Below are 23,863 nucleotides of genomic sequence, written 5' to 3' on the forward strand. Positions count from 1 at the left end.
CTACATGGTATTCTTGGTATCTCTTATTATAGCGTGAAAACGCTTTAAATTATGAAAATAATCATATTTTTTGTAAAAAGAAAAAAAATGATGATGCATTATACTAAAAAGTCTATATAATTACTAGGGTATGAGTTAGGGAATGAGGATAAAAAAATGAAAAAGTTTAAAATCTTAATCATTGTCAATTTACTTGTTTTAGGTGTGTTGGCTTTTTCTTTATTAAGTGTTAATTCAAGAAAAAAAGATAATGAAACACCTTGGACAGCGTCTTCTGTTTCAAAGGATCCAGTGATGACTGCGAAAACGCAAGGTTCTTCGCGCACACCATAACAATATGATATCGTGTTTAATAGAAATAATCTTCGGTTTGAAGATTTTTTTATTTGTTTATGACAAAAACATGGTCTTTCGAACCGAATCATCCTAAAACATGTCGAATTGACTACAATAAGATTAGGTGGTGATAATCATGATAAAACGGTTACATTTAAAAAACTTTTCTTGTTTTGAGGATCAAGAAGTTGTTTTTACAGATGGACGAGGAACAATTAAACAAAAAGTATTTGTCGTTGGAGAAAACGGATCAGGTAAAACAGCGTTGTTAGAGTCGTTTGCTTTCATTAAGAAATTGACAATGGGTTTATTAATTAATGATCATCTTAATCATTATAATTTTAAACATGCTCATTCAATTGAAGCCTTCAATTTGGTTGAAGAAGTTAATGGTTTCAAGACGATAGGCTTTAATCATTCGATGTCTTTAGAATACGAATTTTTAATTAATGGTGATAGTTTGGTTTATAATTTAAAGTTTGATGATAATGGTGGCTTACTTCACGAGAGCCTTTATAAACGAACAAGTCGTAAAAAATTGATGTTTTATGAATATAATAAAAAAACACTTGAATTTGGTTATGGTATTATTCTGAATAAAAAAGAGGCTTGGGTGCGTAGTCTTATTGAAAAACATGATCATGAATACACACTCTTAGGGATTCTATCATTTGCTGTGTTGAAGAATAATATTCATGTTAAAGAAGATCTAAAGAATTTAATAAATTTTATTGCTGATTCATTTGTGAGTGTACCTGGTTATTTTTACGGTTTAGATTATTATAATTTCTTTTTAGATATAAAGTTAGATGGACCCAGTGGTATTGTTGATGAGTATACAAAGACAAGGTTGAAGACAGCGTTACCACTTTTAAATGGTTTGATTAATTATTTTTATCCTCATATTGAAGAAATAGAAATTGATACTTTTAAAGTAGATGAGGATCAATTTAAAATGGAAATTTGTCTGAAGAAGAAGTTTAGAAATGAAATTGTGAAAATCTGCTCTGATAATTTTTCGAATGGTTTTAAAAATATGATTTATCTTTCCTATGCATTGTTAAGTATGTATGAAGGTAAGTTTGTGATGGTTGATGATTTTACAGAAAATGTTCAATATAAAACATTGGAACACTTGATAAATTCAGTCATGATTGAATTTGAGCAACAAGTAATTGTTAGCCTTAATGGTCTTGATGCTCTGGAAATTGTTGATCCGAACTCTATTTACATCGTTCATTATCGAAATGGTAGTCACTACATTGATTCATTAAGTGATATAGCATCCATTAGAGCGAATCATAATATTAGAAAACGATACATTGAAGGTGTCTATACTGAAGTTCCCCAATATGGTAAATTACCATTTAGAGAGATTACGAACTACAGAAATGACATGGATAACCTTGATATCCACAATTTCACACAAAATAAATACGGTATAAAAGAGTAGTTTATATTTTTAAGAAACATTAAAAGAGCCTTTAACCAAGGCTTTTTTAATGTAAGATGTGGAAGTCTTGATGGAATATTTTAACGCCAGTATTTATAATTTCATTTAGATTTCATGTTTTATAATGATTAAGTGGTACTATTAAACGTAGCGTGAATCATCAAGGAGGAAGTTATGAGAAAGAATACGATACTGTTAACGATTTTTATGATGGTTTCAAAAGTCTTAGGGATTCTAAGAGAATCAGTTTTATCATATTTTTATGGGGCGGGAATTTATACTGATGCATACAATACAGCCAACTTAATTCCAACAGTAGCCTTTGGAATTGTTGCGACGGGACTAGTTTCTACCTTTATCCCAATCTATAGTCGCATCTATTTAGATGATGGTGAAAAAAGAGCAGATGAATATCTGAATAATATCATGAATATTATTTTTGTCTTAACCATAATTCTAACAGGTCTTGGTTTAATGTTTACTGAGGAGTTAGTGTGGATTTTTGCGAAGGGGTTTACAGGTAAGTCTTTAGAAGTTACGGTCATGTTTACTAGAGTTTCGCTCTTTGCTATCTTATTTACAGGGATATTTAATATTATGAATGGCTATCACCAGTATCATAATCGATTCTTAGTTTCGCCAATTTCAGGGTTCATTATGAACTTTGTAATTATTACTTCAATTATTATTAGTGGTAAAACATCACCATTGGCGCTTGCATACGGAATTACAATTGCGGCAGCGGCTCAAGCGTTGTTCTCATACCTTGTTGCTCGTAACAAAGCAGGCTATAAGTTTAAACTACAGTTTGATTTAAAGGATCCTTATCTAAAGCCGATGTTAGTCATGGCTGTACCGATAATCTTAGGTTCTTCCATTAATCATATCAATACGATCATTGATCGACGCATTGCATCAGATCTTATGACAGGTGCCATATCGATCTTAAACTATGGTTCAAAAATTAGTGATTCAATCTATGGTTTGTTTGTAACCACGATTACGACGGTCATGTATCCAACATTAACAAAACAAGCAGCATCGAATGATTTAGACTCCATGAAGAAAACAGTGATTAAAATTATGACCATGGTGTTTATTATCATTATTCCACTGGTCATTGGATTGATGACGTTAGCAGATCCGGTAACCAATCTATTTTATGGTCGAGGGGAATTTAAGAAAAACCCTGCTGCTTTAGTTTTAACGTCTCAAACCTTATTCTTCTATGCCATTGGAACCGTTGGTTATAGTTTACGAGATGTTTTAACTCGAACCTTCTATGCAATGCATGATTCATTTACCCCTGTTATCAGTGGTATTATTGCTGTTGCAGTTAATCTAGGGCTTAACTTATATTTCGCCCCACGTTATGGTGTTCCAGGTCTTGCTCTAGCGACAAGTCTTTCAGCCTTAGTATCTGTGGCCTTGCTTTATGTGAGTCTACATCGTAAATTACCAGGTATTGGTCTTAAACAATTTACAATTTCTGCGATGAAGACCTTATTTTCAGGACTCCTCATGGCGTTGCTTGTTTATCTTGTTTACTACAAAGCAGGATCAATTATCTCAAGTTCAACCATTCGTCTCTTTGTTTCAGTAGCTGTTGGTGCTGTAACATACATTGGTACGATGTACTTTATGAAAATACCGGAATTTGATGAAACACTGGATATTATCTTAAGTAAAATCAAATAATTTTCAAAAAGCATTCGATAATAAATTGAATGCTTTTTATTTTTTTTTACATATTTTAAACAAATTGAATTTATTATCTATATCGTTCGTATTGAAAGGCTTGATATTTGTCACTAATTGTCTATTAAATAAAAATATTTATGCTATAATTTTATGAGTGACAGAAGGGATGTTTAATTTTTATGACTAATATTAATGAAATGAAAAGCGTAGAAGAAGAGATAAACCTAGTTGAAATTTTCAATGTTTTAAAGCAAAAAGTACTTGTTATTCTTGGAGTAACTGCGGTATTTGTTGTGTTTGGTTTTTTGTACACAAAACTGATGGTGAAACCACTTTATACGAGTGAGGCAACTGTAATTGTTAATAATAAACGTGAAGAAGGAGCATACGTATCAGCTGATGAAATGAACTCAGCTCGTAATTTAGCCAATGTTTATTCAATTATTATTAAATCTGATAACGTTACAGGCCAAGTAATTGAAAATTTATCATTGAATATGAAATCTGAAGAACTTAGTAAAAAAATAACTGTTTCTCCTGTAGATAACAGTCAAGTTATTAAACTTGTTACAAAAGATACTTCTGCTGAACGAGCCTATAAAATAACTGGAGAGTTAGTTAAAGTATCCCCAAAAATAATTGAAGAGAAAGTTGAAGCAGGATCAGTAAAAGTAATTTCTGATGCTAAAATGAATTCAAACAAAGTTTCTCCAAGTTTGAGTAAAAATTTGATGCTTTCCGCAATCTTAGGGCTTGTATTATCAAGTGGATATTTTATTGTTTCTTATTTGTTGGATAATACTTTTAAGTCAGAAACAGAAATCGAGAAAATATTAGGACTTCCAACGATTGGAATTGTTCCTAATGTGGATTCAGTAAGAGGGGTACGTTAAGATGATTAAACGATTTAGAAAACCGAAAGAAAGCAATCGAAAAACAACTCAAGTTATTAATGAACGCTCTCCGTTTCCATTTGTAGAAGCGTTTAACTCATTAAGAACAAGTTTGAAATATGTATCGGGATCAACTGATTCCAAAGTATTTTTGATTACCTCTGCAATCCCATCTGAAGGCAAGTCTACAACTGCGATTAACCTTGCCATTACCTTAGCGAAAGATGATAATAAAGTCTTGTTGATTGATGCAGACTTAAGAAAACCTTCATTACAGCGGTATTTAAAGGTTCGACCTGGAACAATGCCTGGTTTAAGTGAAGTGGTCACAAAACAAGCAACGATCGCGGATGCAATTGGTAATTATGAGATTTTAAATATTGACTTAATGATGTCTGGGAAACGACCACCTAATCCGGCAGAACTCTTAGCATCGCCAAACATGCCAGATATGATTAACAATTTAAGAAGTGATTATGATTATATTATTATTGATACACCACCTGCAGGGGTGGTAACAGATGCATCAATTATGAGTGAATTTGTTGATGGCGTTATCTTAGTTGTCCGTCAAGCCTATTCAACTCAACAACAAGTACTTCATGCAAAGCATAATTTAGAACAAGTTAAAGCAAATATCCTTGGTGTTGTCTTGAATAATTATGATCTTTCGAAAAACGCAAAGGCAGGAAGTGCCACGCAGCACTACTACTATTATGGAGACTAATTTAGTAGATATACATTCACACATACTCTTTGGGATCGATGATGGGGCAAAGGACCTTAGCGAATCCTTAGAAATGGCGCGAGTGTATTTACAGCAAGGAGTAGGAACCGTTGTGGCTACTCCTCATTTTGACATAGTCAAGGATAATCTAGAAAATTTTCTTGGTGTTAGGGATAAGCATATTGAACTATTAAGAAACTCGTTAAGTAATGTTGATGTTAATTTGCAAGTTCTGCAATCTGCTGAGTTGTATTTCCGACATGAACTTTTAGAAATCGATCTAAGCCCATTTATTATTGAAGGGACTGACTATCTTCTAATCGAGTTACCTACACGAACTGTTCCTAATGGTATCTTGCCATTCTTTGAGGAATTAATTTATCAAGGGTACAATCCAATCTTAGCTCACATGGAACGGTATGCTATCTTAAGAGATGACACACAGTTGCTTCATGATTTAGCTGAAATTGGTGTTTTATTCCAAGTGAATAATGAAACGATCATCAATGGATTAGACTCGTTTATGAAAGCATGTTTTAAAAAGGGATATATCAGCTTTGTGGGTAGTGATGCACATGGGCTTGGTAAGCGTAAAATTAACTATCAAGATCTTGAAACTGATTTTAATATCACAAAGTATAATCAACACGCTCAGACACTAATTCATAATCAATGGGTTGAGCCAGGAACTAGAAAAAGAATTAATAAGATTTTAGGAAAATATATTTAAATTAATAAAAAAGTTTTTTATAAGTAATAGGGGAAGAAATGGGGATTTTATGAGAAGTTTTATATTATTAATCGTGGATGTTTTAATTGTTATTGTGTCGTATTTTTTCGCGACCGCCATCCGATTTGATTTGCAGGAAAGTTTTATCGAGTATTTCCAAACAATCAAGTCTTTTTTACCATATATTGCACTAATCCACGGCATATTATACAAAGTTTTTAAGACAGATAAAACAGTTTGGTCAAGAATTAGTGTTGATGAAGCGTTGAGTGTCATTGTAGCAAACTTTATTTCAATGATCATCATCATTGTTTTTAGATTGGCAAGACTTTTTCCAGGTATTTCAATAGGAATAATTTTAATTTCATTTGGTATTATGACACTCCTTCAAGAAATTATGCGGTTTTCATATCGAGTTTATCGAAGGAAGTCTCTGCGTAACAAACGAATACTAAATAAAAATGAACGAATAATTATTTATGGGGCAGGAAGTGCAGGTCATTTAATAGCTCGAGAATTTATTGAAAATCCTAATTTAACTGAATATATTGTTGGATTTATTGATGATAATCCAGAAATGAAAGGTAAAACAATCCTTGGTCTCACTGTTTTTGGTAATCGCAAAATTTTACCTAAAGTTATTCAGGAACAATCTGCTACTGAAGTTATTGTGGCTATGCCAAGCGCCGATTATAAGAAACGAAAACAGATTATGCAACACACATTAAATCTTGGTATAAAAGTTCGAACTGTTGGTTCCGTTCAAAACTTAATGAAAGATAACGGTGTTGAAAACTCACTGCGTAGTTTAGAAATATCTGATTTACTGGAGCGTCCTGAAATCCAAGTCGATTGTTCAGAAATCAATACAATTATTACGGATAAAACAATTTTAGTGACAGGTGCTGGAGGATCAATCGGAAGTGAATTAGTTCGTCAAATTGCAAGTTATGGACCCAAGGCTCTTGTATTAGTTGATATCTCTGAAACAGCACTTTATGATATTCAACAGGAACTTGAAATGAAATTTAGAAGTGGTGATCTTGACCGTTTTGACTGTGTTGCTCGAATTGCGTCGATACGAGAAGAAGATACCTTAGAACGTATTTTTTCAAAATATAGTTTTGATATGGTCTTTCATGCAGCAGCTCATAAACATGTTCCGTTAATGGAATATGCTCCCAAAGAAGCAATCAAAAATAATATCTTAGGTACTCGTAATCTTTTAAAATTATCGGATAAATATAATGTAAAACAATTTGTGAATGTTTCAACAGACAAAGCGGTTAACCCAACGAATGTCATGGGTGCTACGAAACGATTCAATGAAATGATGCTTCAATCAATTAATCAAACATCACAAACAAATTTTGTTGCTGTGAGGTTTGGAAATGTTTTGGGATCTAATGGATCTGTGGTTCCTTTATTTCAAAAACAAATTAAACAAGGTGGTCCAGTAACGGTGACACATCCTGATATTATTCGCTACTTTATGACAATTCCCGAAGCAGTCAGCTTAATTCTACAAGCTGCAACTTACGCGGATGGTGGAGAGATATTTGTTCTTGATATGGGGGAACCAGTCAAAATATTACAATTAGCAGAAAACGTCATAAAACTATCGGGTTATGAACCCTACGTTGATATCGAAATAGAATTTACTGGTTTAAGACCGGGTGAAAAACTATTTGAGGAATTATTAATGGCAGAAGAAGGATTACAAAAAACAGAAAATGATTTAATTTATATTGCGAATCCAATATATTTTAGCGAAGAAGAAATTAAAAAAAGCATAAAAACACTAGAGAAATCACTAACTGTTGGCCCAGATGCAGCGATTCAAGCACTTAAAAATGTTGTCCCAACATTTGTGGATGCCAATGTGGTTAATCAACCTAAGACTGAAAAGGAGGAACAATAATTATGTATTTAAAGATAGTGAAACCTTTCATTGATACTATTTTGTCCTTAATAGGTCTCATTGTATTATCACCAGTTTTTTTAGTATTAATTATCCTAATTAAGTTTGATTCGAGAGGTCCTGTCTTTTTCAAACAGAAAAGAATTGGAATTAATAAAACACATTTTAATATTCTAAAATTCAGAACAATGAGAATTGACACACCACAAAATATGCCGACGCATATGCTAGAAGACCCTGATTATTGGATTACGAAGGTCGGAAAATTTTTAAGAAAAACTAGTCTTGATGAACTACCTCAAATAATCAATATATTAAAAGGGGAAATGAGCATCATTGGTCCTCGACCAGCATTATGGAATCAATACGATTTAATTGATGCAAGAGACCTGTATAAAGCTAATGATATAAAGCCTGGTTTAACGGGTCTAGCGCAAATTAAAGGGCGAGATGAACTACCTATTGATGTGAAAGCAGCTTATGATGGTGAATATGTTGAAAATCTAGGATTTATTCTCGATGTGAAATGTTTTTTTGGAACAATTACCTCAGTTTTAAAATCAGATGGTGTAGTAGAGGGGAAAAAGGTTGAGTAATATGAAAAAAATCTTGATAATTACAAATGATGCTCGCTCAACTTATAACTTCAGAAAAGAAATTGTACACAGTTTACTTGAAGCAGGGTTTGCTTTAACAATGACGTGTCCACTTGATGACAATGTGGATTATTTTAAAAATATTGGTGTAGAATTTTTTCACAGTAATTTGGAGAGACATGGTATGAATCCATTGAATGAACTAAAACTATTGTCAGAATATAAGAAGATAATTGAACAAACAACTCCTGATTTGATATTGACGTTTACAGTAAAACCCAATACATATGGTGCTATTGCAGCATCAAAATTTGATATTCCAGTCATTGCTAATATCACAGGACTTGGGAATGGATTTCAAAAAGAGGATTTAAAAAGTAAGTTAATTACTAGTCTATATAAATATTCATTTCGAAATGTAAATCTTGTATTCTTTCAAAATACATCGAATTTTAATTATCTTAATTCTAGAATTAAGATTGAAGAGAAAAGTATTGTTCTACCAGGTTCTGGCGTTAATCTGAATAGTTTTAAACCCTTAAATTATCCCGATAATTCACCCAAAAAGATTTTATATTTTGGTAGATTGATGGAAAGCAAAGGAATCTATGAATATTTGGACGCAATTGAAATTGTTAATCAAGAGTCGTCAGAACTTGAATATCATTTCGTAGGGTATTTTGACGATGAGAATGTTGAACATAAGTTTAAGAAGATGTTACAGCAACATAAGAATATTATTTATCATGGATATTCAAAAGAAATTGAAACATTCATTGAAAAAAGTGATGCAGTAATTCTACCGTCTCATCATGAAGGTATGTCTAACTCACTTTTAGAAGCTGCGGCTTCTGCACGACCTTTACTTGCAAGTAATATCCCAGGATGCAAAGAAATAGTTGAACATGAAAAGAATGGATTTTTATTTGAAGCAAAGAACTCTACTGACATTGCGCAACAAATAACAAGCTTTTCGAAACTAGATTTCTTAACTCGAAAGAAAATGGGAGAGTACGGAAGAACTAAGGTCGAAAGTGAATTTGATCGAAAAATTGTAGTTAATCAATATATGGAAGAAATAAATAAAATAATTGGAGGGAATTATGAATAATTTAAAAATTAGTTTAGTTGGTTTAGGATATGTCGGGATGCCTATCGCCGTTGCCTTTGCAAAGAAAACAGATGTAATAGGGTTTGACATCAACTCTGAAAAAGTTAATCAATACATAAATGGATACGATCCAACAAAAGAAGTCGGTAATGATGTTATTAAGAATACCACAGTAAAATTCACATCAGATAAAAACGAGTTGAAAAATGCTAATTTTCATATTGTAGCTGTTCCTACACCATTGGACGCAAATAAATCTCCCAATCTTAAACCGTTAATTGGTGCAAGTAATACTGTAGGGAGTGTACTAAAAAAAGGTGATTATGTCGTTTATGAATCGACAGTTTATCCTGGTGTAACAGAAGACATTTGTGTTCCGATTTTAGAAGAACAGTCAGGTCTAAAATATGGTAAAGATTTTAAAGTTGGATACTCTCCAGAGAGAATAAATCCAGGCGACAAAGTCCATACTTTAGAAAATATTGTTAAAGTGGTTTCGGGATGTGATCAGGAATCATTAGATTATATTGCAAAGGTTTACGAACTCGTTGTTGAGGCTGGTGTCCATAAAGCCTCGAGTATAAAGGTTGCTGAAGCAGCTAAAGTCATTGAGAACTCTCAAAGGGATATTAACATTGCATTTATGAATGAATTAAGTAAAATATTTGATTTACTTGATATTGATACTAATGAAGTTTTGAATGCTGCACAAACTAAATGGAACTTCTTACCTTTCTCACCTGGTTTAGTAGGTGGCCATTGTATCGGTATAGACCCTTATTATTTAACTCATAAAGCACAAGAAGTTGGCTATCATCCGGAAATTATTTTATCTGGTCGAAAAATAAATGATAGTATGGGACGATATGTTGTTGAAACAGCTGTTAAAAAAATGGTTAAATCGCATATCGATATGAAAAATCCAAGAGTCGCTGTCCTAGGTTTAACATTTAAGGAAGATACTCCAGATATAAGAAATACTCGGGTTATAGATATCGTGAATGAATTCAAAGAATATGATATTGATGTTTTTGTATGTGACCCTCAAGCAGACCCGCTTGAAGTTAAAGAGGAGTATGGTTTCGAATTAACCGCTGTGGAAGATTTAAGTGATATTGATGTCGTTATCGCTGCTGTTTCACATCAAGAATATAAATCATTAAGTACTCAAAATTTATTGAAATTATACCGAAATAATACAAAAATATTGTTGGATGTAAAAGGTATGTATAGTGATATGAGAGCAGAGTTTGATTATTGGAGTTTATAGGAGGACAAAATGAAGTATACAGATTTAGAGTTTGAAAAAGATAGTATTTTCTTAGTTACTGGTGGTGCAGGTTTTATTGGATCACATCTTTGTGAAACTATATTAAAAATGGGATATAAGGTCCGCTGCTTAGATGATTTAAGTAATGGTTTTCTACATAATATTGAACCGTTTATGACTAATAATAATTTTGAATTTATAAAACAAGATATCATGGATTTAGATGGTTGTATAGCGGCCGCAAAAGATGTTGATTACATATTACACCAAGCCGCATGGGGAAGTGTACCTAGAAGTATTGAAATGCCTGTCTTTTATGAGCAAGTAAATATTGGTGGAACACTAAATATGCTTGAAGCTGCACGAAGAAACAATGTTAAAAAATTTGTTTACGCATCAAGTTCTTCAGTTTACGGTGATGAACCTAATCTTCCGAAAGTTGAAGGTAGAGAAGGAAATGTTTTATCTCCTTATGCACTAACAAAAAAAGTTAACGAACAATATGCAAAACTTTATTCAGAATTATATAATTTAGATACCTATGGATTAAGATATTTCAATGTTTTTGGACCTAGACAAAATCCTAACGGAGCTTATGCTGCCGTTATTCCTAAGTTTATTAATCAATTAAAAAATGACGAGCAACCTACAATTAATGGTGATGGTCAACAATCAAGAGATTTTACTTACATAGAAAATGTCATTGATGCTAATTTAAAGGCATGTAAAGCTGATTCAAAATATTCGGGTGAAGCATTTAATATTGCTAGTGGTGGTAGAGAGTATTTAATTGATGTTTATGATACGATAGCTAAGGAACTCAATAAAGAACATATTAAACCAATAATGGGGTCAGACAGAGTAGGTGACATTAAGCATAGTAATGCTGATGTTTCAAAAGCAGAAGAATATTTAAATTATGTTGTCTCAGTTTCGTTTAAAGAAGGTTTAAAATCAATGTTAACAAAAGAGAATAGGTAATGATATGAGTGGAAGAGATCAATTTCAACGGTTGAAAAAAATAATTAATTTCTTATCGATACTTATGAACATTTTCCCTAAAAAATTTCAAGTTTTTATGTTTAACCGATTTAGAAATATTAGAGGAAAAAAGGGTATGCTTTTAAGATACATTCTTCTAAAAAATATATCAAAAACATGCGGTGATAATGTATTGATTAATGAAGGTGTTATCATAAAAAACATTCAAAACATTTCGTTTGGCAATAATGTAAGTATACAAGAAAACTCATATTTCGAAGGGAAGGGTGGGATTGTGTTAGGTGATGACATTTCAATTGCTCATTCCTGCTCTGTTTTGTCAACAACACACACCTATAGTGATTTTAACACCCCGATCAAATATCAAGAAATTGAAGAAAAAATGGTAACAATCAATAACAATGTATGGATTGGTTGTAAAGTAACAATTTTATGCGGAGTTGAAATTAATACAGGTTCAATTATTGGAGCAAACTCTTTGGTAAATAAAAATGTAGATGAAAATGTAATTGTTGGCGGTGTCCCGATTAGATTCTTAAAGAAAAGAGGTTGAACAGATGAAGGTATGTGTAATCACTCCTACGTATAATAGGGCTGTACTTTTACAAAGGCTGTACGCTAGTTTACAGAAACAAACTAGACAAGATTTCACGTGGTTGATAGTGGATGATGGTAGTACTGACGAGACTGAAGATTTCATAAATAGTATTAAAGAAGAAGAGTTCAAAATTGAGTATATTAAACAAGTTAATGCTGGGAAATCTAAAGCATTGAATTTTGGTTTTGATTACGCTGAAGAAATGTTTGATTTCTTTTTAATAATTGATAGTGATGACTTTCTAAAAAGCGACGGCATTGAAAAGGTAATTAAGAGTACTGAGAAAATGAGCCTGTTAAAAAATGTGGGAGCGATATTTTTTCAGTATGATTTTCTTGAAAAGTCAAAACTTGTTGAAAAATCACCTACATATAAAAAAGAATTTGAAGTCCTAAGTCGTGTAGAGCATGATAAAATATATGGAAAGTATGATGGCGCAATTGGTTACTTTAGTCATGTCATAAAAAAATATCGTTTTCCAGAATTCGAAAACGAGAAGTATGTGGGACCTACTGTCTTACAAATGAAAATTGATCCGGAATATATGATTGCTTTTACAAATACATTAATAGGCACAGCAGAATATCAAGATAATGGATTAACAAAAAGCGGAAGAAAATTAAGATTTTCAAATCCACTTGGTATGATTGTATATTGTGGTTTGAGTCAAAATATTAGCTTTCCAAAATATATTCAATATTCAATTTTTGCTCAAATGTATCGATTTTTTTCTTCCAAATCCAAGAAGGATTTAGAAAGTCTAGGTTTGAAAAACGAACTGAAAATGTGGGCAACTATCCCAGGTTATTTACTATATTTATATTACAAATAATTAGAGAGGATGATATTTATGAATGATGTTTTTAAAAAAATATCATCTATATATTTAATAATCATAATTGGAATCTTAACATATTTGACATCAAGTCCCGTATTTCATGTGGTTTTGATTTTAGGGTTTCTCTTATACATTATGGTTATCTATGATTTTGAGATTACACATCCGTTAGTATGGTTTTCAGGTTTTTATATTATGTATTCATATGGCTATACAATGATTCATATTCTTGAACAAGATAGTTTGTATGGTTACACCAATGAAAACTCACTATATTCTTTAGCTGGTTTATTAGCTTATTTTTTATTTATTTCATATAAATCAGAAAAAAAGAGTTATTTAGCTGTAGATGACGATTCATATGGTGAAAATACAATTAAACAAAAATTATTAAAAATTATAATTATAATTGCTTCGTTGTTTATTATCATGGGTTCTCTATATGTATCTCGTTTTGACTTTAATCGTAAAGCAGAACTGGTTGGTGAAGCTAATCTTATTTTCCGTCTAACAACATATTTAACGAGATACGTCGCTTTATTTATTACATTATATATTTTGAAAGACAAAGAAAAAATGCATTTACCCTTGGTTCTTTTTTCAGGGTTTTCAGTGATATTGTTTTCATTTGTAACCGCAGAAAGAGATGCAATATTTAGGTTCGTTCTTTTAATTTTTATTGCATATTTTGTTTCTGGAAGACTAAATAAGAAAATGCTTCTTTTTTATTTTCTAATTGGCTTTTTGTTTATAATATTTATGTCAAACATGAAATATTTCTTTATAAGTGGTGAAATAAGTCAACATAGTGAAAAGTCTTTTTTAGTTAGATTATTATACGGAGACTTTTATGCACCTGGGGAAAATATGCAACTGCTAATAAATAATAGTTGGACTAAGTCATCTGTAGGTTATAGTCATATATTTCTAGAAGTAATTACGCCATTTATTATGATGAAAAATATGAATTTGTCACTTTGGTTTCACGATACGTTTTATGCGGGAAGTCACTGGTCAAGAGCCTTTACACTGATAGGGCAAGGTTATGTAGTGGGTGGCTATTTTGGTGTTATACTAATCTTCTCTATAGTTGGTGCTCTCGTTAATTATTTGTTTAAAAAAAGTAAGAAATCTTTATATTGGCTAGTTATTTATCTTTATAGCATTGCAAATATATCCTCATCATTTAGAGGAACACTCTACGGAATTATTGATAATACAATTAAAGTTCCACTAATTGGTATTGGTGCATTGATATTAATAGATCGCTTAAGTAGAAGAAGACTTTAAATAGTTTTCTTCTTGTTTTATGTTAAAATAGAAAAAGATACCTTTGTTTCAAAATTAGAATATTAAATTTTGATCATTTTTTTAAAAAAGTAACTAAAACCCCAAAAATATGGTACTATAAATTATGAAAATAAATTAAGAGAAAAGGGAATAATTATGAGAAAAAACGCAATTTTATTAACGGTTTTTATGATGATTTCGAAAGTGTTTGGAATTATAAGAGAGTCAGTTCTAGCATATTTTTATGGGCGAACGGCGTATGCTGACATTTACTTTACAGCAAGTTTAGTTCCAACCGTTTTGTTTGGTTTAGTCGCTGCAGGCTTGGTTTCTACATTCATCCCGATTTACAGTAGGGTGCTTCATAATGATGGAGAGAAAAAAGCAAATGAATTTTTAGATAATGTTCTTAGCATTGTTTTTGTCTTAACACTTTTATTTACTGCTGTTGGGTTAATATTCACAGAAGAACTTGTGTTTGTTTTTGCAAAAGGATTTAAAGGAGACGTTTTCACAACGACAGTTGCTTTTGTAAGGGTGTCGCTGTTCGCTATTTTATTCAATGGTGTCTTCAGTATTTTTAATGGTTATCAGCAGTATCATAATCGCTTTTTGGTTGCACCTGTTGCTGGATTTATACTAAACTTTTTTGTCATTACATCAATTATTATAAGTGCACATACGAATCCAATTGTTATGGCATATGGTCTTGTTTTTGCTGCCGCGGGTCAAGCGATTTTTACATACTGGATTGCACGTTCGAAAAGCGGGTATAAATTTAATCCTGGAATTAATCTACAGGATGAGTACTTGAAACCAATGTTGATTATGGCAGTGCCAATTATCCTGGGGTCATCCATTAATCAAGTCAATACGTTGATTGATCGAAACATTGCTTCTGGCTTAATGACGGGGGCTATTGCTACTTTGAATTATGCGTCGAAAATTAGTGATTCAATTTATGGATTGTTTGTGACGACGATCACAACAGTCATGTATCCTACCTTGACGAAGCAGTCAGCGAAGGGTGATTTTACCGCAATGAAGGAAACTGTAAATCGTATTATGAATACGGTTGTGATTATTGTGATGCCTTCGATGATTGGTTTAATGGTCTTAGCGGTTCCTGTGGTTGATTTATTTTATGGTCGTGGTGAGTTTGCGAAAGATCCGATGGCTTTATCGATTACATCGGCGACGATGTTCTTCTATGCGATTGGTATCATTGGCTATGGCTTGCGGGATGTGCTCACACGAACCTTCTATGCATTGCATGATTCAATGACACCGGTCATTAGTGGTTTTATCGCTGTTGTCATTAATTTAATATTAAACTTAATTTTAGCCCCTAGAATGGGTGTTCCAGGGCTTGCTTTAGCGACCAGTATTTCTGCGATTACCGCGGTGATTATTCTTTATATTAGTTTGTATCGAAAAATACCGGGTATCGGCTTACGTAAGTTTTTATGGTCTGCGATAAAAATTACATTTGCAGCAGTTGTAATGGGTGTTGTGGTTCATTTTGTTTATAAGTTACTTCTAACAACTGGCATTAACAGTAAAATTATTCTCTTTGCTTCAGCGGGCTTGGGTGCAATTGTTTATGCAGTTATTATGATGTTTATGAATGTACCTGAGTACGATGATACATTGTTGTTAATTAAGAAGAAATTGAAACTTGCTTAAGCGTTAATATTCTATGGTAAACTTCACATTTTTGTGAAGTTTTTCTATGTTTATAGTATAATGGGTAAAGGTTAGTAGGAGAGTGTATGTATGACTAAGAATATTAAGGAATTTATAGTGCTATTGGTGAAGGTAGCATTATACAGTTTGCTCTTTACAGTCTTTTTTGTCGTGTTTGCGACAAAGAACATTGGCTTAGCTCATTTATCAAGAACAATGGTCATTACGATGATGACGTTTGTTATTGTAGGGGTCTTGATGTTAATTGTTTATGGGAATTTTAGAATTGGGGAAGAAAAGTCTAAACCGATTATTTATTCAACAATGTTAGCTGTGTTGATTACGGATGTTATTACCTATCTGCAGTTGATGATTATGAATACAAATCCAAGTAATAATGTTTATTTTCAAATTGAACATGTTGATTTGTTTTTAATTGTTTTTATGATTCAGTTTGCCTTAATTGTTGTCTTTGCTTATTTAGGGAACCATATTTATTTTAAATTATTTAAACCAATGAAGACGGTTATTATTTATGATGAAGATGAAGAATCATTGCATAAAGTTAAGCATATGATTTCAAGGTATAAATTACAGTACGAATTAATTGGTGTCGTGGATTCATATGATGATTTGGCGTTTGAGATTATTCAAGATTGTGACTTTGTTGTCTTGCTTGATATGGATGCAAATCGTCGTGATTTGTTTGCGGAATTTTGCTATGAGTTTAACATTGACTTTACGTTTGAGTCCTCAATGGCAAGTATCATTGCTATGAGTGGTCATCATGTTGTGATTGACGATAAACCAATGGTGGATGTTTCTTTGAATGGTTTATCGATTGAACAGAAAATATTTAAGCGATTAATGGACCTTGTTGTTTCAGTTGTTGGTCTTGTTGTCTTGTCGCCATTCTTATTGATTACCGCAATTCTTATCAAAGCAGATGATGGTGGTCGTATTTTCTTTCTTCAAGAACGATACACCCAAAACGGACGAATTTTTAAAGTGATTAAATTTAGAACGATGAAAGAAAATGTTGCGAATTACTCAGCAACAGCAGATGATGATCGGATTACGAAGGCGGGTGCCTTTTTACGTAAAACTAGAATTGATGAATTGCCTCAGTTAATCAACGTTTTATTAGGGGATATGAGTCTTGTTGGACCACGTCCTGAAATGTTGGAAAACGTCCATAAATATGAAGGTGAACTACCTGAGTTTAGATATCGTTTAAAAGTTAAAGCAGGAGTAACCGGTGTTGCTCAAATCGAAGGTAAGTATAATACATCACCCATGGACAAATTGTTATTGGATATGGTGTATATTGAAAACTTTAGTGTTTGGAATGATATGAGATTAATTTTAAGAACATTGATTGTTGTTTTTAAGAAAGACAGCACTGAAGGTTTTGATGAGAAGGAGGGGAAATAATGGCTCGAATTAAAGTATTTACGAATCATTATTATCCTGAGAATTTTAGAATTAATGAGCTTGTTGAAGGAATGACAGATGACGATGTTGATGTTATCTGTCAGATTCCTAATTATCCTAAAGGACAATTTTTTGATGGCTATAGTTTGACGAAACGACGCAAAGACAAAGTGGGTCATGCCAATGTTAAACGTTTAGCGGTAATACCTCGTGGAAATAATTCAATCATGTTAATTTTAAATTATCTATCCTATATTGTGTCGTCTTTTTTTTATGGGGTTTTTACCAAAGATAAAGCAGATTATGTTCTTGTGTATATAACATCGCCAATTTTTGTGGCTTGGTCTGGTTTGCGTTTTGCCGAGCGGAACAAAGCGCGTAGCACGTTGTATCTTTTAGATTTATGGCCCGATTCACTGGAAACAATGCTGGGTATAAAGAATCAATTCATCATTAAAAGACTAGAAGCAATGTGTCTTCGAATTTATGATCGCTTTGATACCATTGCAGTTTCATCAATGGGTTTTATTAAAGCGTTAGAGGACTATGGTGTTGATTCTAATAAAATTGTTTACTTGCCGCAACATGCTGATAAAAACGATGAAAAATTAAGGTTTGATTTTAAATCGGAAGTGTTAAAAATCGTTTTTACAGGGAATATTGGTGAAGCACAAGGACTTGATGTTTTAGTTGATGCAGCATCAGCTCTGTCGAAACAAAATAATGAGTCCGTTCTCTTTGAAATTGTGGGCGATGGGCGTTATCGTAAAACCTTGGAACAAAAAATTAGTGATCAAGGTTTAAGTCATTACTTTAAGTTTAAAGGTCAAGTTGATAAAAAAGAAATACCGTCGATTTTATCAAACAATCATTTTGGGTTTGTGTCACTGGCGGATGAAGAGATATTTAGTAAAACGTTGCCAGCAAAAGTTCAATCGTATATGACCTATGGTATTCCTATTTTAGCGAGTGCCAATGGTGAGATACCTTATATCTTGGATAAAGCTAAATGTGGGTTTGCAAGTCCTGCTCAAGATGGTCTTGCTTTAGCAAACCTTATTACTGAACTACAAGGATTATCCGTGGAAAAACTAGAAGAATTGAGTCAAAACGGGTATAATTACAGTGTTGAGCATTTTAATCAAGATAAGTTAACGAAACAATTATTACAGATAATGAAAGAAGGAAAATAGATATGTTTAAAGATAAAGTATTATTGGTGACAGGTGGAACAGGTTCATTTGGTCATGCACTTGTGCGACGTTTTATTAAATCAGATATCAAAGAAATCCGTATTTTATCACGTGATGAAAAGAAACAAGATGATATGCGTAAAGAATTCAACGATGATCGTTTGAAATTCTATATTGGTGATGTAAGAGACCGTTCGACTTTAGTTCATGCTGTAAAGGGCAGTGACTATATTTTCCATGCTGCTGCTTTAAAACAAGTGCCGACGTGTGAATTTTTTCCAATTGAAGCGGTTAAGACAAATGTGATTGGAACAGATAATGTTTTAGAAGAAGCGATTAGTGCAGGTGTGAAACGCGTTGTTTGTTTATCGACGGACAAAGCAGCATACCCAATTAATGCAATGGGGATTTCTAAAGCAATGATGGAAAAAACATTTATTGCGAAAGCTCGCTTAGCGAAAGATAGCGGTACGGTTATTTGTGGAACACGATATGGTAACGTCATGGCTTCCCGTGGTTCTGTAATTCCTCTTTTCTTTAACCAAGTAAAAGAAGGAAAAGACTTAACAGTCACAAATCCTCATATGACACGCTTTTTAATGAGTTTGGATGAAGCGGTTGATTTAGTCTTGTTTGCCTTTAAAGAAGGACAGGCGGGAGATTTGTTTGTTCAAAAATCACCAGCAAGTACAATTGAAGATTTAGCACAAGCCATTGTGGAAATTACTAAGACAGATACCAAAACACGTGTCATTGGTACACGTCATGCAGAAAAACTGTATGAAACATTGCTGACAAAAGAGGAATATGTTCAATCTGAAGACTTGGGCGATTATTACCGAGTACCAATGGATGAACGTGATCTAAACTATGACAAATATTTCGTGGAGGGTGAGGAAGAAACATCTGAAGAAGAATATAACTCACACAATACGTATCAATTGAATGTTGAAGAAATTAAAGAAAAACTCTTTGGTTTATATGAAATTCAAGATGAATTAAAGAAATATATTTAGAGATTGAAAGAGGGATAATATGAAAGTATTAGTAACCGGATCATCGGGATTTGTGGGTAAGAACCTTGTCAGTACACTTGAAAACACAGATGGGTTTGAAGTCTTGACATTTGATCGTGAGAATAGTTTGGAAGATCTAGAGAACTATACGAAAGTGTGTGATTTTGTTGTCCATTTAGCAGGCATTAATCGTCCTGAAAATCCAGAAGACTTTTATAAGGGAAATGCTGGCTTAACCGAAAGCTTATGCGAATTATTGGAAGAAGCAAAGAATCATGTTCCAATTCTAATATCAAGCAGTATTCAAGCAGAACTTGATAATGATTATGGTCAAAGTAAAAAAGAAGGTGAAAATCATCTTTTAGCTTATGGCAACCGAACGGGTGCCCAAGTGATGATTTATCGCTTCCCAAATTTATTTGGAAAATGGACTCGACCATTTTACAACTCAGTTGTTGCCACATGGTCATATCAAATTGCTAGAGATGAAGAAATCCAAATTAATGATCCAAGTTATGAACTCAATCTTGTTTATATTGATGATTTAATTCTCGAGATTTTACGAGCAATGGAAGGTAAAGGTCATAAAGTTCATGATGTTTACTATTCAGTACCAGTATCTTATTTTATCTCCTTAGGTCAGCTTGCTGACACCTTAAAATCATTTAGAGACAGTCGAAATAATCGCTATATCGCAAACATGTCTGATGATTTAACACGGAAATTATACAGTACGTATTTAAACTATTTACCAACCGATGCTTTTTCGTATCCACTTGTGATGCATCAAGATGATCGTGGTAGCTTTACGGAGTTTGTGAAATCAGATTATGCAGGACAAGTCAGTGTGAATGTATCAAAACCTGGTGTGACAAAAGGCGAGCATTGGCATCATTCTAAAAATGAGAAGTTTTTAGTGGTTAAAGGAAAAGGTGTTATTAAGTTCAGGGATATCTACAGTGATGAAATTATAGAATATTTTGTTTCTGATGAAAGCCTTGAGGTGGTTGATATTCCAACGGGCTACACTCATAACATTATTAATTTAGGTGATAATGATATGGTTACAATCATGTGGGTCAATGAACCCTTTGATCCCAATACACCAGACACATTCTTTATGGAGGTGGAAAAGTGAAAAAAGTAATTACATACGGTACCTTTGACTTACTTCACAAAGGACATATTAATATTCTTAAACGTGCAGCAGACTACGGTGATTATTTAGTTGTTGCTGTATCAAGTGATGAATTTAATGCAATTAAAGGAAAAAAAGCATTTCATAGCTTTGAAGATCGAAAATATATTTTAGAAGCCATAAAATATGTTGATGAAGTCATTCGAGAAGATGATTGGGATCAAAAACGTGATGATGTAAAAAATCACGATATCGATGTCTTTGTAATGGGTGATGATTGGGAAGGGGAATTTGATTTCCTAACCGATCAATGTGAGGTTGTTTATTTGGAAAGAACCCCTGATATTTCAACAACACAAATTAAAGAAAAGTTAAAACAATAGAAAGGGAAAACGATGAAAAAATTTAAAGTAATGACAGTTGTGGGGACACGACCAGAAATAATTCGCTTATCTTCAGTGATTGAACGCTTGGAGGAAAGTGATGCAATTGAACATATATTAGTGCACACAGGTCAAAATTATGATTATGAATTAAATGAAGTCTTTTTTCAAGATTTCAACATGCGTAAACCTGACTATTTTTTAAACGCAGCTCATGGTGGACCCATTGGAACCATTGGTCAAATTCTTATAAGTATTGAACCAGTTCTAGAAGAGGTCAATCCTGATGCATTTCTAGTTTTAGGTGACACCAATTCATGTTTATGTTCAATCGCGGCTAAACGAAAGAAAATTCCAATTTTCCATATGGAAGCTGGAAATCGTTGTTTTGATCAAAGAGTTCCTGAAGAAACAAATCGTAAGATTGTTGATCACACTGCAGATATCAACTTGACCTATAGTGATATTGCTCGGGAATATTTACTTCGCGAAGGCTTACCAGCAGATCGTGTTATTAAAACAGGAAGTCCTATGTATGAAGTTTTGATGGCTCGTAAAGATAATATCGAAGCATCAAATATTCTAAAGGATTTAAACTTAAACGAAGGTGAATACTTTGTTGTTTCAGCTCATCGTGATGAAAACATTAGCAATGAAATCAATTTTATGAATCTTGTTGAGAGTTTAAATGAAATTGCGAAACAATATCAATTACCAATCATCATGAGTACGCACCCTCGAACACGCAATATGCTTGAAGCAAAAGGGGTTGAATTAGATCCATTGATTCAAACACTCAAACCACTTGGATTTAATGATTATGTTCATTTACAAAAATATTCAAAAGCAACCTTGAGTGATAGTGGTACAATCAGTGAAGAATCCTCAATTCTAGGATTTAAAGCACTAAACTTAAGAGAAGCACACGAAAGACCAGAAGCCATGGAAGAAGCTTCTGTGATGATGGTAGGACTTCATAAAGAACGTATTTTACAAGGCCTTAAAGTTTTAGAAACTCAAGAAAAAGATACACTTCGCCTTGTAGCAGATTACTCAATGCCTAATGTCTCTGATAAAGTTGTTCGTATCATTTTATCTTATACAGATTATGTTAATAGAACAGTTTGGCACAAGTAGAATTGAGGGAATATGAAAATTAACAGTAAAAAATTATACAATACACTCTTTAATCCTAGTTATATTCAGCTATTTTTTATAGTCTTTCCACTAGTATTAGAAACACCAATGCTTCTACCCTTACTAAATTCATACTTAAAAATTGGTTTAGTATGGGGAGCGGCATATTTAGCGTTTGATCTATTTCATGAAAGAAGGTTTTTAGAAGATAAACATAGGCGTTTACTCCTTCTTTTCGTTGGTTTTTATACAATAACTATGATTATTAATATAAAAAATCCTAACTCAAGAATGAATTTAATCGGATATTTCTACATTGTTGTCCAAATGTTGATTATTACTATACAAGACACTGACCGTCAAGTTGCTTTAAGAAAATTAAAGTTTATCTCTAAAACAATTATCACAGTAACATTAGTTTATTCAATTATTGGTCTTATATTGTTTATAATTCAGTACCATGATATTTTAATATATTCTAATAAACGCTATGTTCTTGGGTTTTATAGTAATCGCCTAGTCGGTATCTATCGAGGAATCACTTCCGCTACGATATCTATAGGAGTAATGTCAGCGTTCACTTACATGAATATAGTTTATCGTGAAGATAGAAAAGTTTCAAAATATGCATTGGTGACTTTGTTAGTAAATTTTGTTCACTTAAGCTTGTCTAGTTCGCGAGGAATTCTCTATAGTCTTCTTGCTTATGTTTTAGTATTGTTTTTTCTATATGCAATATATTTCTTTAAGGAAATCACAATTAAAGGAATCGTTAAATCACTTGTTGTCTCAGCAGTGATTGCTGGGTTACTATCAGGTGCTATATCCGGAACTAAAAAAGCCATGTCTTATCTACCATCATGGTATGCTCATAACTACGTTTATGTGAGTCAACTGGATGAGGAGACTGGAGAAGCACCCGATATAGATGAAGGTCCTATTGATTTACATCGTGAAATACCTGAAAAATACGGTGCGTTAACAGGACGGCCAGTAATTTGGAAACAAGGTTTCGAAGCAATTAAGAAGAAACCAATATTTGGGTATGGAGCTTATAGTCATGCGAATATGATAACGTTAGGATTCAGTAGTGAAGTGTTTTCTCATTACCATAGTTTTTACATTCATAGTATGTTTAGTGCAGGAATATTAGGATCATTACCACTTTTCGCATTTATTGTAATAGCTGCAATTAAAGTATTAAAGTATTTATTTGATAAAAACAACTTAACTGATAAAGATTATCTAATTATTGCCACATTGGCTGCTAGCTATGTATTCTTTGTTGTAGTAGGTTTTTCTGACACTACCAACATGTTTATTAACCGTTTTGAAGAATACTACTTCTGGACAATTCTAACAATCGGTTTATCCTTTTTGAAAATTAAAAAGTTAAAGAATTAAAGGAGG

22 protein-coding genes are annotated in these 23,863 nt (G+C 32.7%); all 22 read left to right on the forward strand.

All coding sequences use genetic code 11. The annotated features are described in order from the left end of the window. Positions 1 to 156 precede the first annotated feature (156 nt). Positions 157 to 333, forward strand: a complete 177-nt coding sequence (locus tag GVV10_RS02200) for a hypothetical protein (protein ID WP_159519141.1) — start codon at positions 157 to 159, stop codon at positions 331 to 333. Positions 334 to 472: 139 nt separating this feature from the next. Continuing rightward, entirely contained in the window at positions 473 to 1,789 is a 1,317-nt protein-coding gene (locus GVV10_RS02205) for an AAA family ATPase (RefSeq protein WP_159519143.1), read from the forward strand. Between the two features lie 174 nt (positions 1,790 to 1,963). After that, the gene (gene murJ, locus GVV10_RS02210) at positions 1,964 to 3,487 is read left to right on the forward strand and encodes a murein biosynthesis integral membrane protein MurJ (RefSeq protein WP_159519146.1); all 1,524 of its coding nucleotides are present in this window, start codon (positions 1,964 to 1,966) and stop codon (positions 3,485 to 3,487) included. A 200-nt stretch (positions 3,488 to 3,687) separates the two neighbouring features. Continuing rightward, positions 3,688 to 4,383: a YveK family protein gene (locus GVV10_RS02215; RefSeq protein ID WP_159519148.1), complete on the forward strand. Its 696-nt coding sequence runs from the start codon at positions 3,688 to 3,690 to the stop codon at positions 4,381 to 4,383. A gap of 1 nt (position 4,384) precedes the next feature. After that, positions 4,385 to 5,110: a CpsD/CapB family tyrosine-protein kinase gene (locus GVV10_RS02220; protein WP_159519150.1), complete on the forward strand. Its 726-nt coding sequence runs from the start codon at positions 4,385 to 4,387 to the stop codon at positions 5,108 to 5,110. Next, on the forward strand, positions 5,100 to 5,840 hold the full coding sequence (locus GVV10_RS02225) for a CpsB/CapC family capsule biosynthesis tyrosine phosphatase (protein ID WP_159519152.1): 741 nt from the start codon (positions 5,100 to 5,102) through the stop codon (positions 5,838 to 5,840). The genes GVV10_RS02220 and GVV10_RS02225 overlap by 11 nt, the downstream gene beginning before the upstream one ends. Before the next feature lie 49 nt (positions 5,841 to 5,889). Beyond that, positions 5,890 to 7,761, forward strand: coding sequence for a polysaccharide biosynthesis protein (locus GVV10_RS02230; RefSeq protein WP_159519154.1), 1,872 nt, complete (start codon positions 5,890 to 5,892; stop codon positions 7,759 to 7,761). A 2-nt stretch (positions 7,762 to 7,763) separates the two neighbouring features. Beyond that, positions 7,764 to 8,357 carry a sugar transferase gene (locus GVV10_RS02235; RefSeq protein WP_159519156.1) on the forward strand — a complete coding sequence of 198 codons (594 nt, stop codon included), beginning with the start codon at positions 7,764 to 7,766 and terminating at the stop codon, positions 8,355 to 8,357. Between the two features lies 1 nt (position 8,358). Further along, positions 8,359 to 9,468: a glycosyltransferase family 4 protein gene (locus tag GVV10_RS02240; RefSeq protein ID WP_159519158.1), complete on the forward strand. Its 1,110-nt coding sequence runs from the start codon at positions 8,359 to 8,361 to the stop codon at positions 9,466 to 9,468. Continuing rightward, a complete protein-coding gene (locus GVV10_RS02245) occupies positions 9,461 to 10,738 on the forward strand; it encodes a nucleotide sugar dehydrogenase (protein WP_236261850.1) in 1,278 nt (425 codons plus the stop codon). Before GVV10_RS02240 ends, GVV10_RS02245 begins: the two co-directional genes overlap by 8 nt. Before the next feature lie 9 nt (positions 10,739 to 10,747). After that, the gene (locus GVV10_RS02250) at positions 10,748 to 11,719 is read left to right on the forward strand and encodes an SDR family oxidoreductase (protein ID WP_159519163.1); all 972 of its coding nucleotides are present in this window, start codon (positions 10,748 to 10,750) and stop codon (positions 11,717 to 11,719) included. Positions 11,720 to 11,723: 4 nt separating this feature from the next. Continuing rightward, the gene (locus GVV10_RS02255; protein ID WP_159519166.1) at positions 11,724 to 12,293 is read left to right on the forward strand and encodes an acyltransferase; all 570 of its coding nucleotides are present in this window, start codon (positions 11,724 to 11,726) and stop codon (positions 12,291 to 12,293) included. 4 nt (positions 12,294 to 12,297) lie between these two features. Then, positions 12,298 to 13,170, forward strand: coding sequence for a glycosyltransferase family 2 protein (locus GVV10_RS02260; protein ID WP_159519168.1), 873 nt, complete (start codon positions 12,298 to 12,300; stop codon positions 13,168 to 13,170). 18 nt (positions 13,171 to 13,188) lie between these two features. Then, positions 13,189 to 14,466 carry an O-antigen polymerase gene (locus GVV10_RS02265; protein ID WP_159519170.1) on the forward strand — a complete coding sequence of 426 codons (1,278 nt, stop codon included), beginning with the start codon at positions 13,189 to 13,191 and terminating at the stop codon, positions 14,464 to 14,466. Between the two features lie 156 nt (positions 14,467 to 14,622). After that, positions 14,623 to 16,152 carry a murein biosynthesis integral membrane protein MurJ gene (gene murJ, locus GVV10_RS02270; protein ID WP_159519172.1) on the forward strand — a complete coding sequence of 510 codons (1,530 nt, stop codon included), beginning with the start codon at positions 14,623 to 14,625 and terminating at the stop codon, positions 16,150 to 16,152. A 90-nt stretch (positions 16,153 to 16,242) separates the two neighbouring features. Then, positions 16,243 to 17,586: a sugar transferase gene (locus GVV10_RS02275; RefSeq protein ID WP_159519175.1), complete on the forward strand. Its 1,344-nt coding sequence runs from the start codon at positions 16,243 to 16,245 to the stop codon at positions 17,584 to 17,586. Beyond that, on the forward strand, positions 17,586 to 18,779 hold the full coding sequence (locus tag GVV10_RS02280) for a glycosyltransferase family 4 protein (protein ID WP_159519177.1): 1,194 nt from the start codon (positions 17,586 to 17,588) through the stop codon (positions 18,777 to 18,779). The genes GVV10_RS02275 and GVV10_RS02280 overlap by 1 nt, the downstream gene beginning before the upstream one ends. 2 nt (positions 18,780 to 18,781) lie before the next feature. Continuing rightward, entirely contained in the window at positions 18,782 to 19,795 is a 1,014-nt protein-coding gene (locus tag GVV10_RS02285) for a polysaccharide biosynthesis protein (RefSeq protein ID WP_159519179.1), read from the forward strand. 19 nt (positions 19,796 to 19,814) lie between these two features. Then, on the forward strand, positions 19,815 to 20,933 hold the full coding sequence (locus GVV10_RS02290) for a polysaccharide biosynthesis C-terminal domain-containing protein (RefSeq protein WP_159519181.1): 1,119 nt from the start codon (positions 19,815 to 19,817) through the stop codon (positions 20,931 to 20,933). Further along, entirely contained in the window at positions 20,930 to 21,316 is a 387-nt protein-coding gene (tagD, locus tag GVV10_RS02295; RefSeq protein ID WP_159519183.1) for a glycerol-3-phosphate cytidylyltransferase, read from the forward strand. Before GVV10_RS02290 ends, tagD begins: the two co-directional genes overlap by 4 nt. Positions 21,317 to 21,328: 12 nt before the next feature. Then, positions 21,329 to 22,453 carry a non-hydrolyzing UDP-N-acetylglucosamine 2-epimerase gene (wecB, locus tag GVV10_RS02300; protein ID WP_159519186.1) on the forward strand — a complete coding sequence of 375 codons (1,125 nt, stop codon included), beginning with the start codon at positions 21,329 to 21,331 and terminating at the stop codon, positions 22,451 to 22,453. 12 nt (positions 22,454 to 22,465) lie between these two features. Continuing rightward, positions 22,466 to 23,857: an O-antigen ligase family protein gene (locus GVV10_RS02305; protein WP_159519188.1), complete on the forward strand. Its 1,392-nt coding sequence runs from the start codon at positions 22,466 to 22,468 to the stop codon at positions 23,855 to 23,857. The last annotated feature ends 6 nt before the right edge of the window (positions 23,858 to 23,863 follow it).

Source organism: Erysipelothrix urinaevulpis (assembly GCF_009828835.1).
In the GTDB taxonomy this organism is placed as follows: Bacteria; Bacillota_I; Bacilli_A; order Erysipelotrichales; family Erysipelotrichaceae; genus Erysipelothrix; species Erysipelothrix urinaevulpis.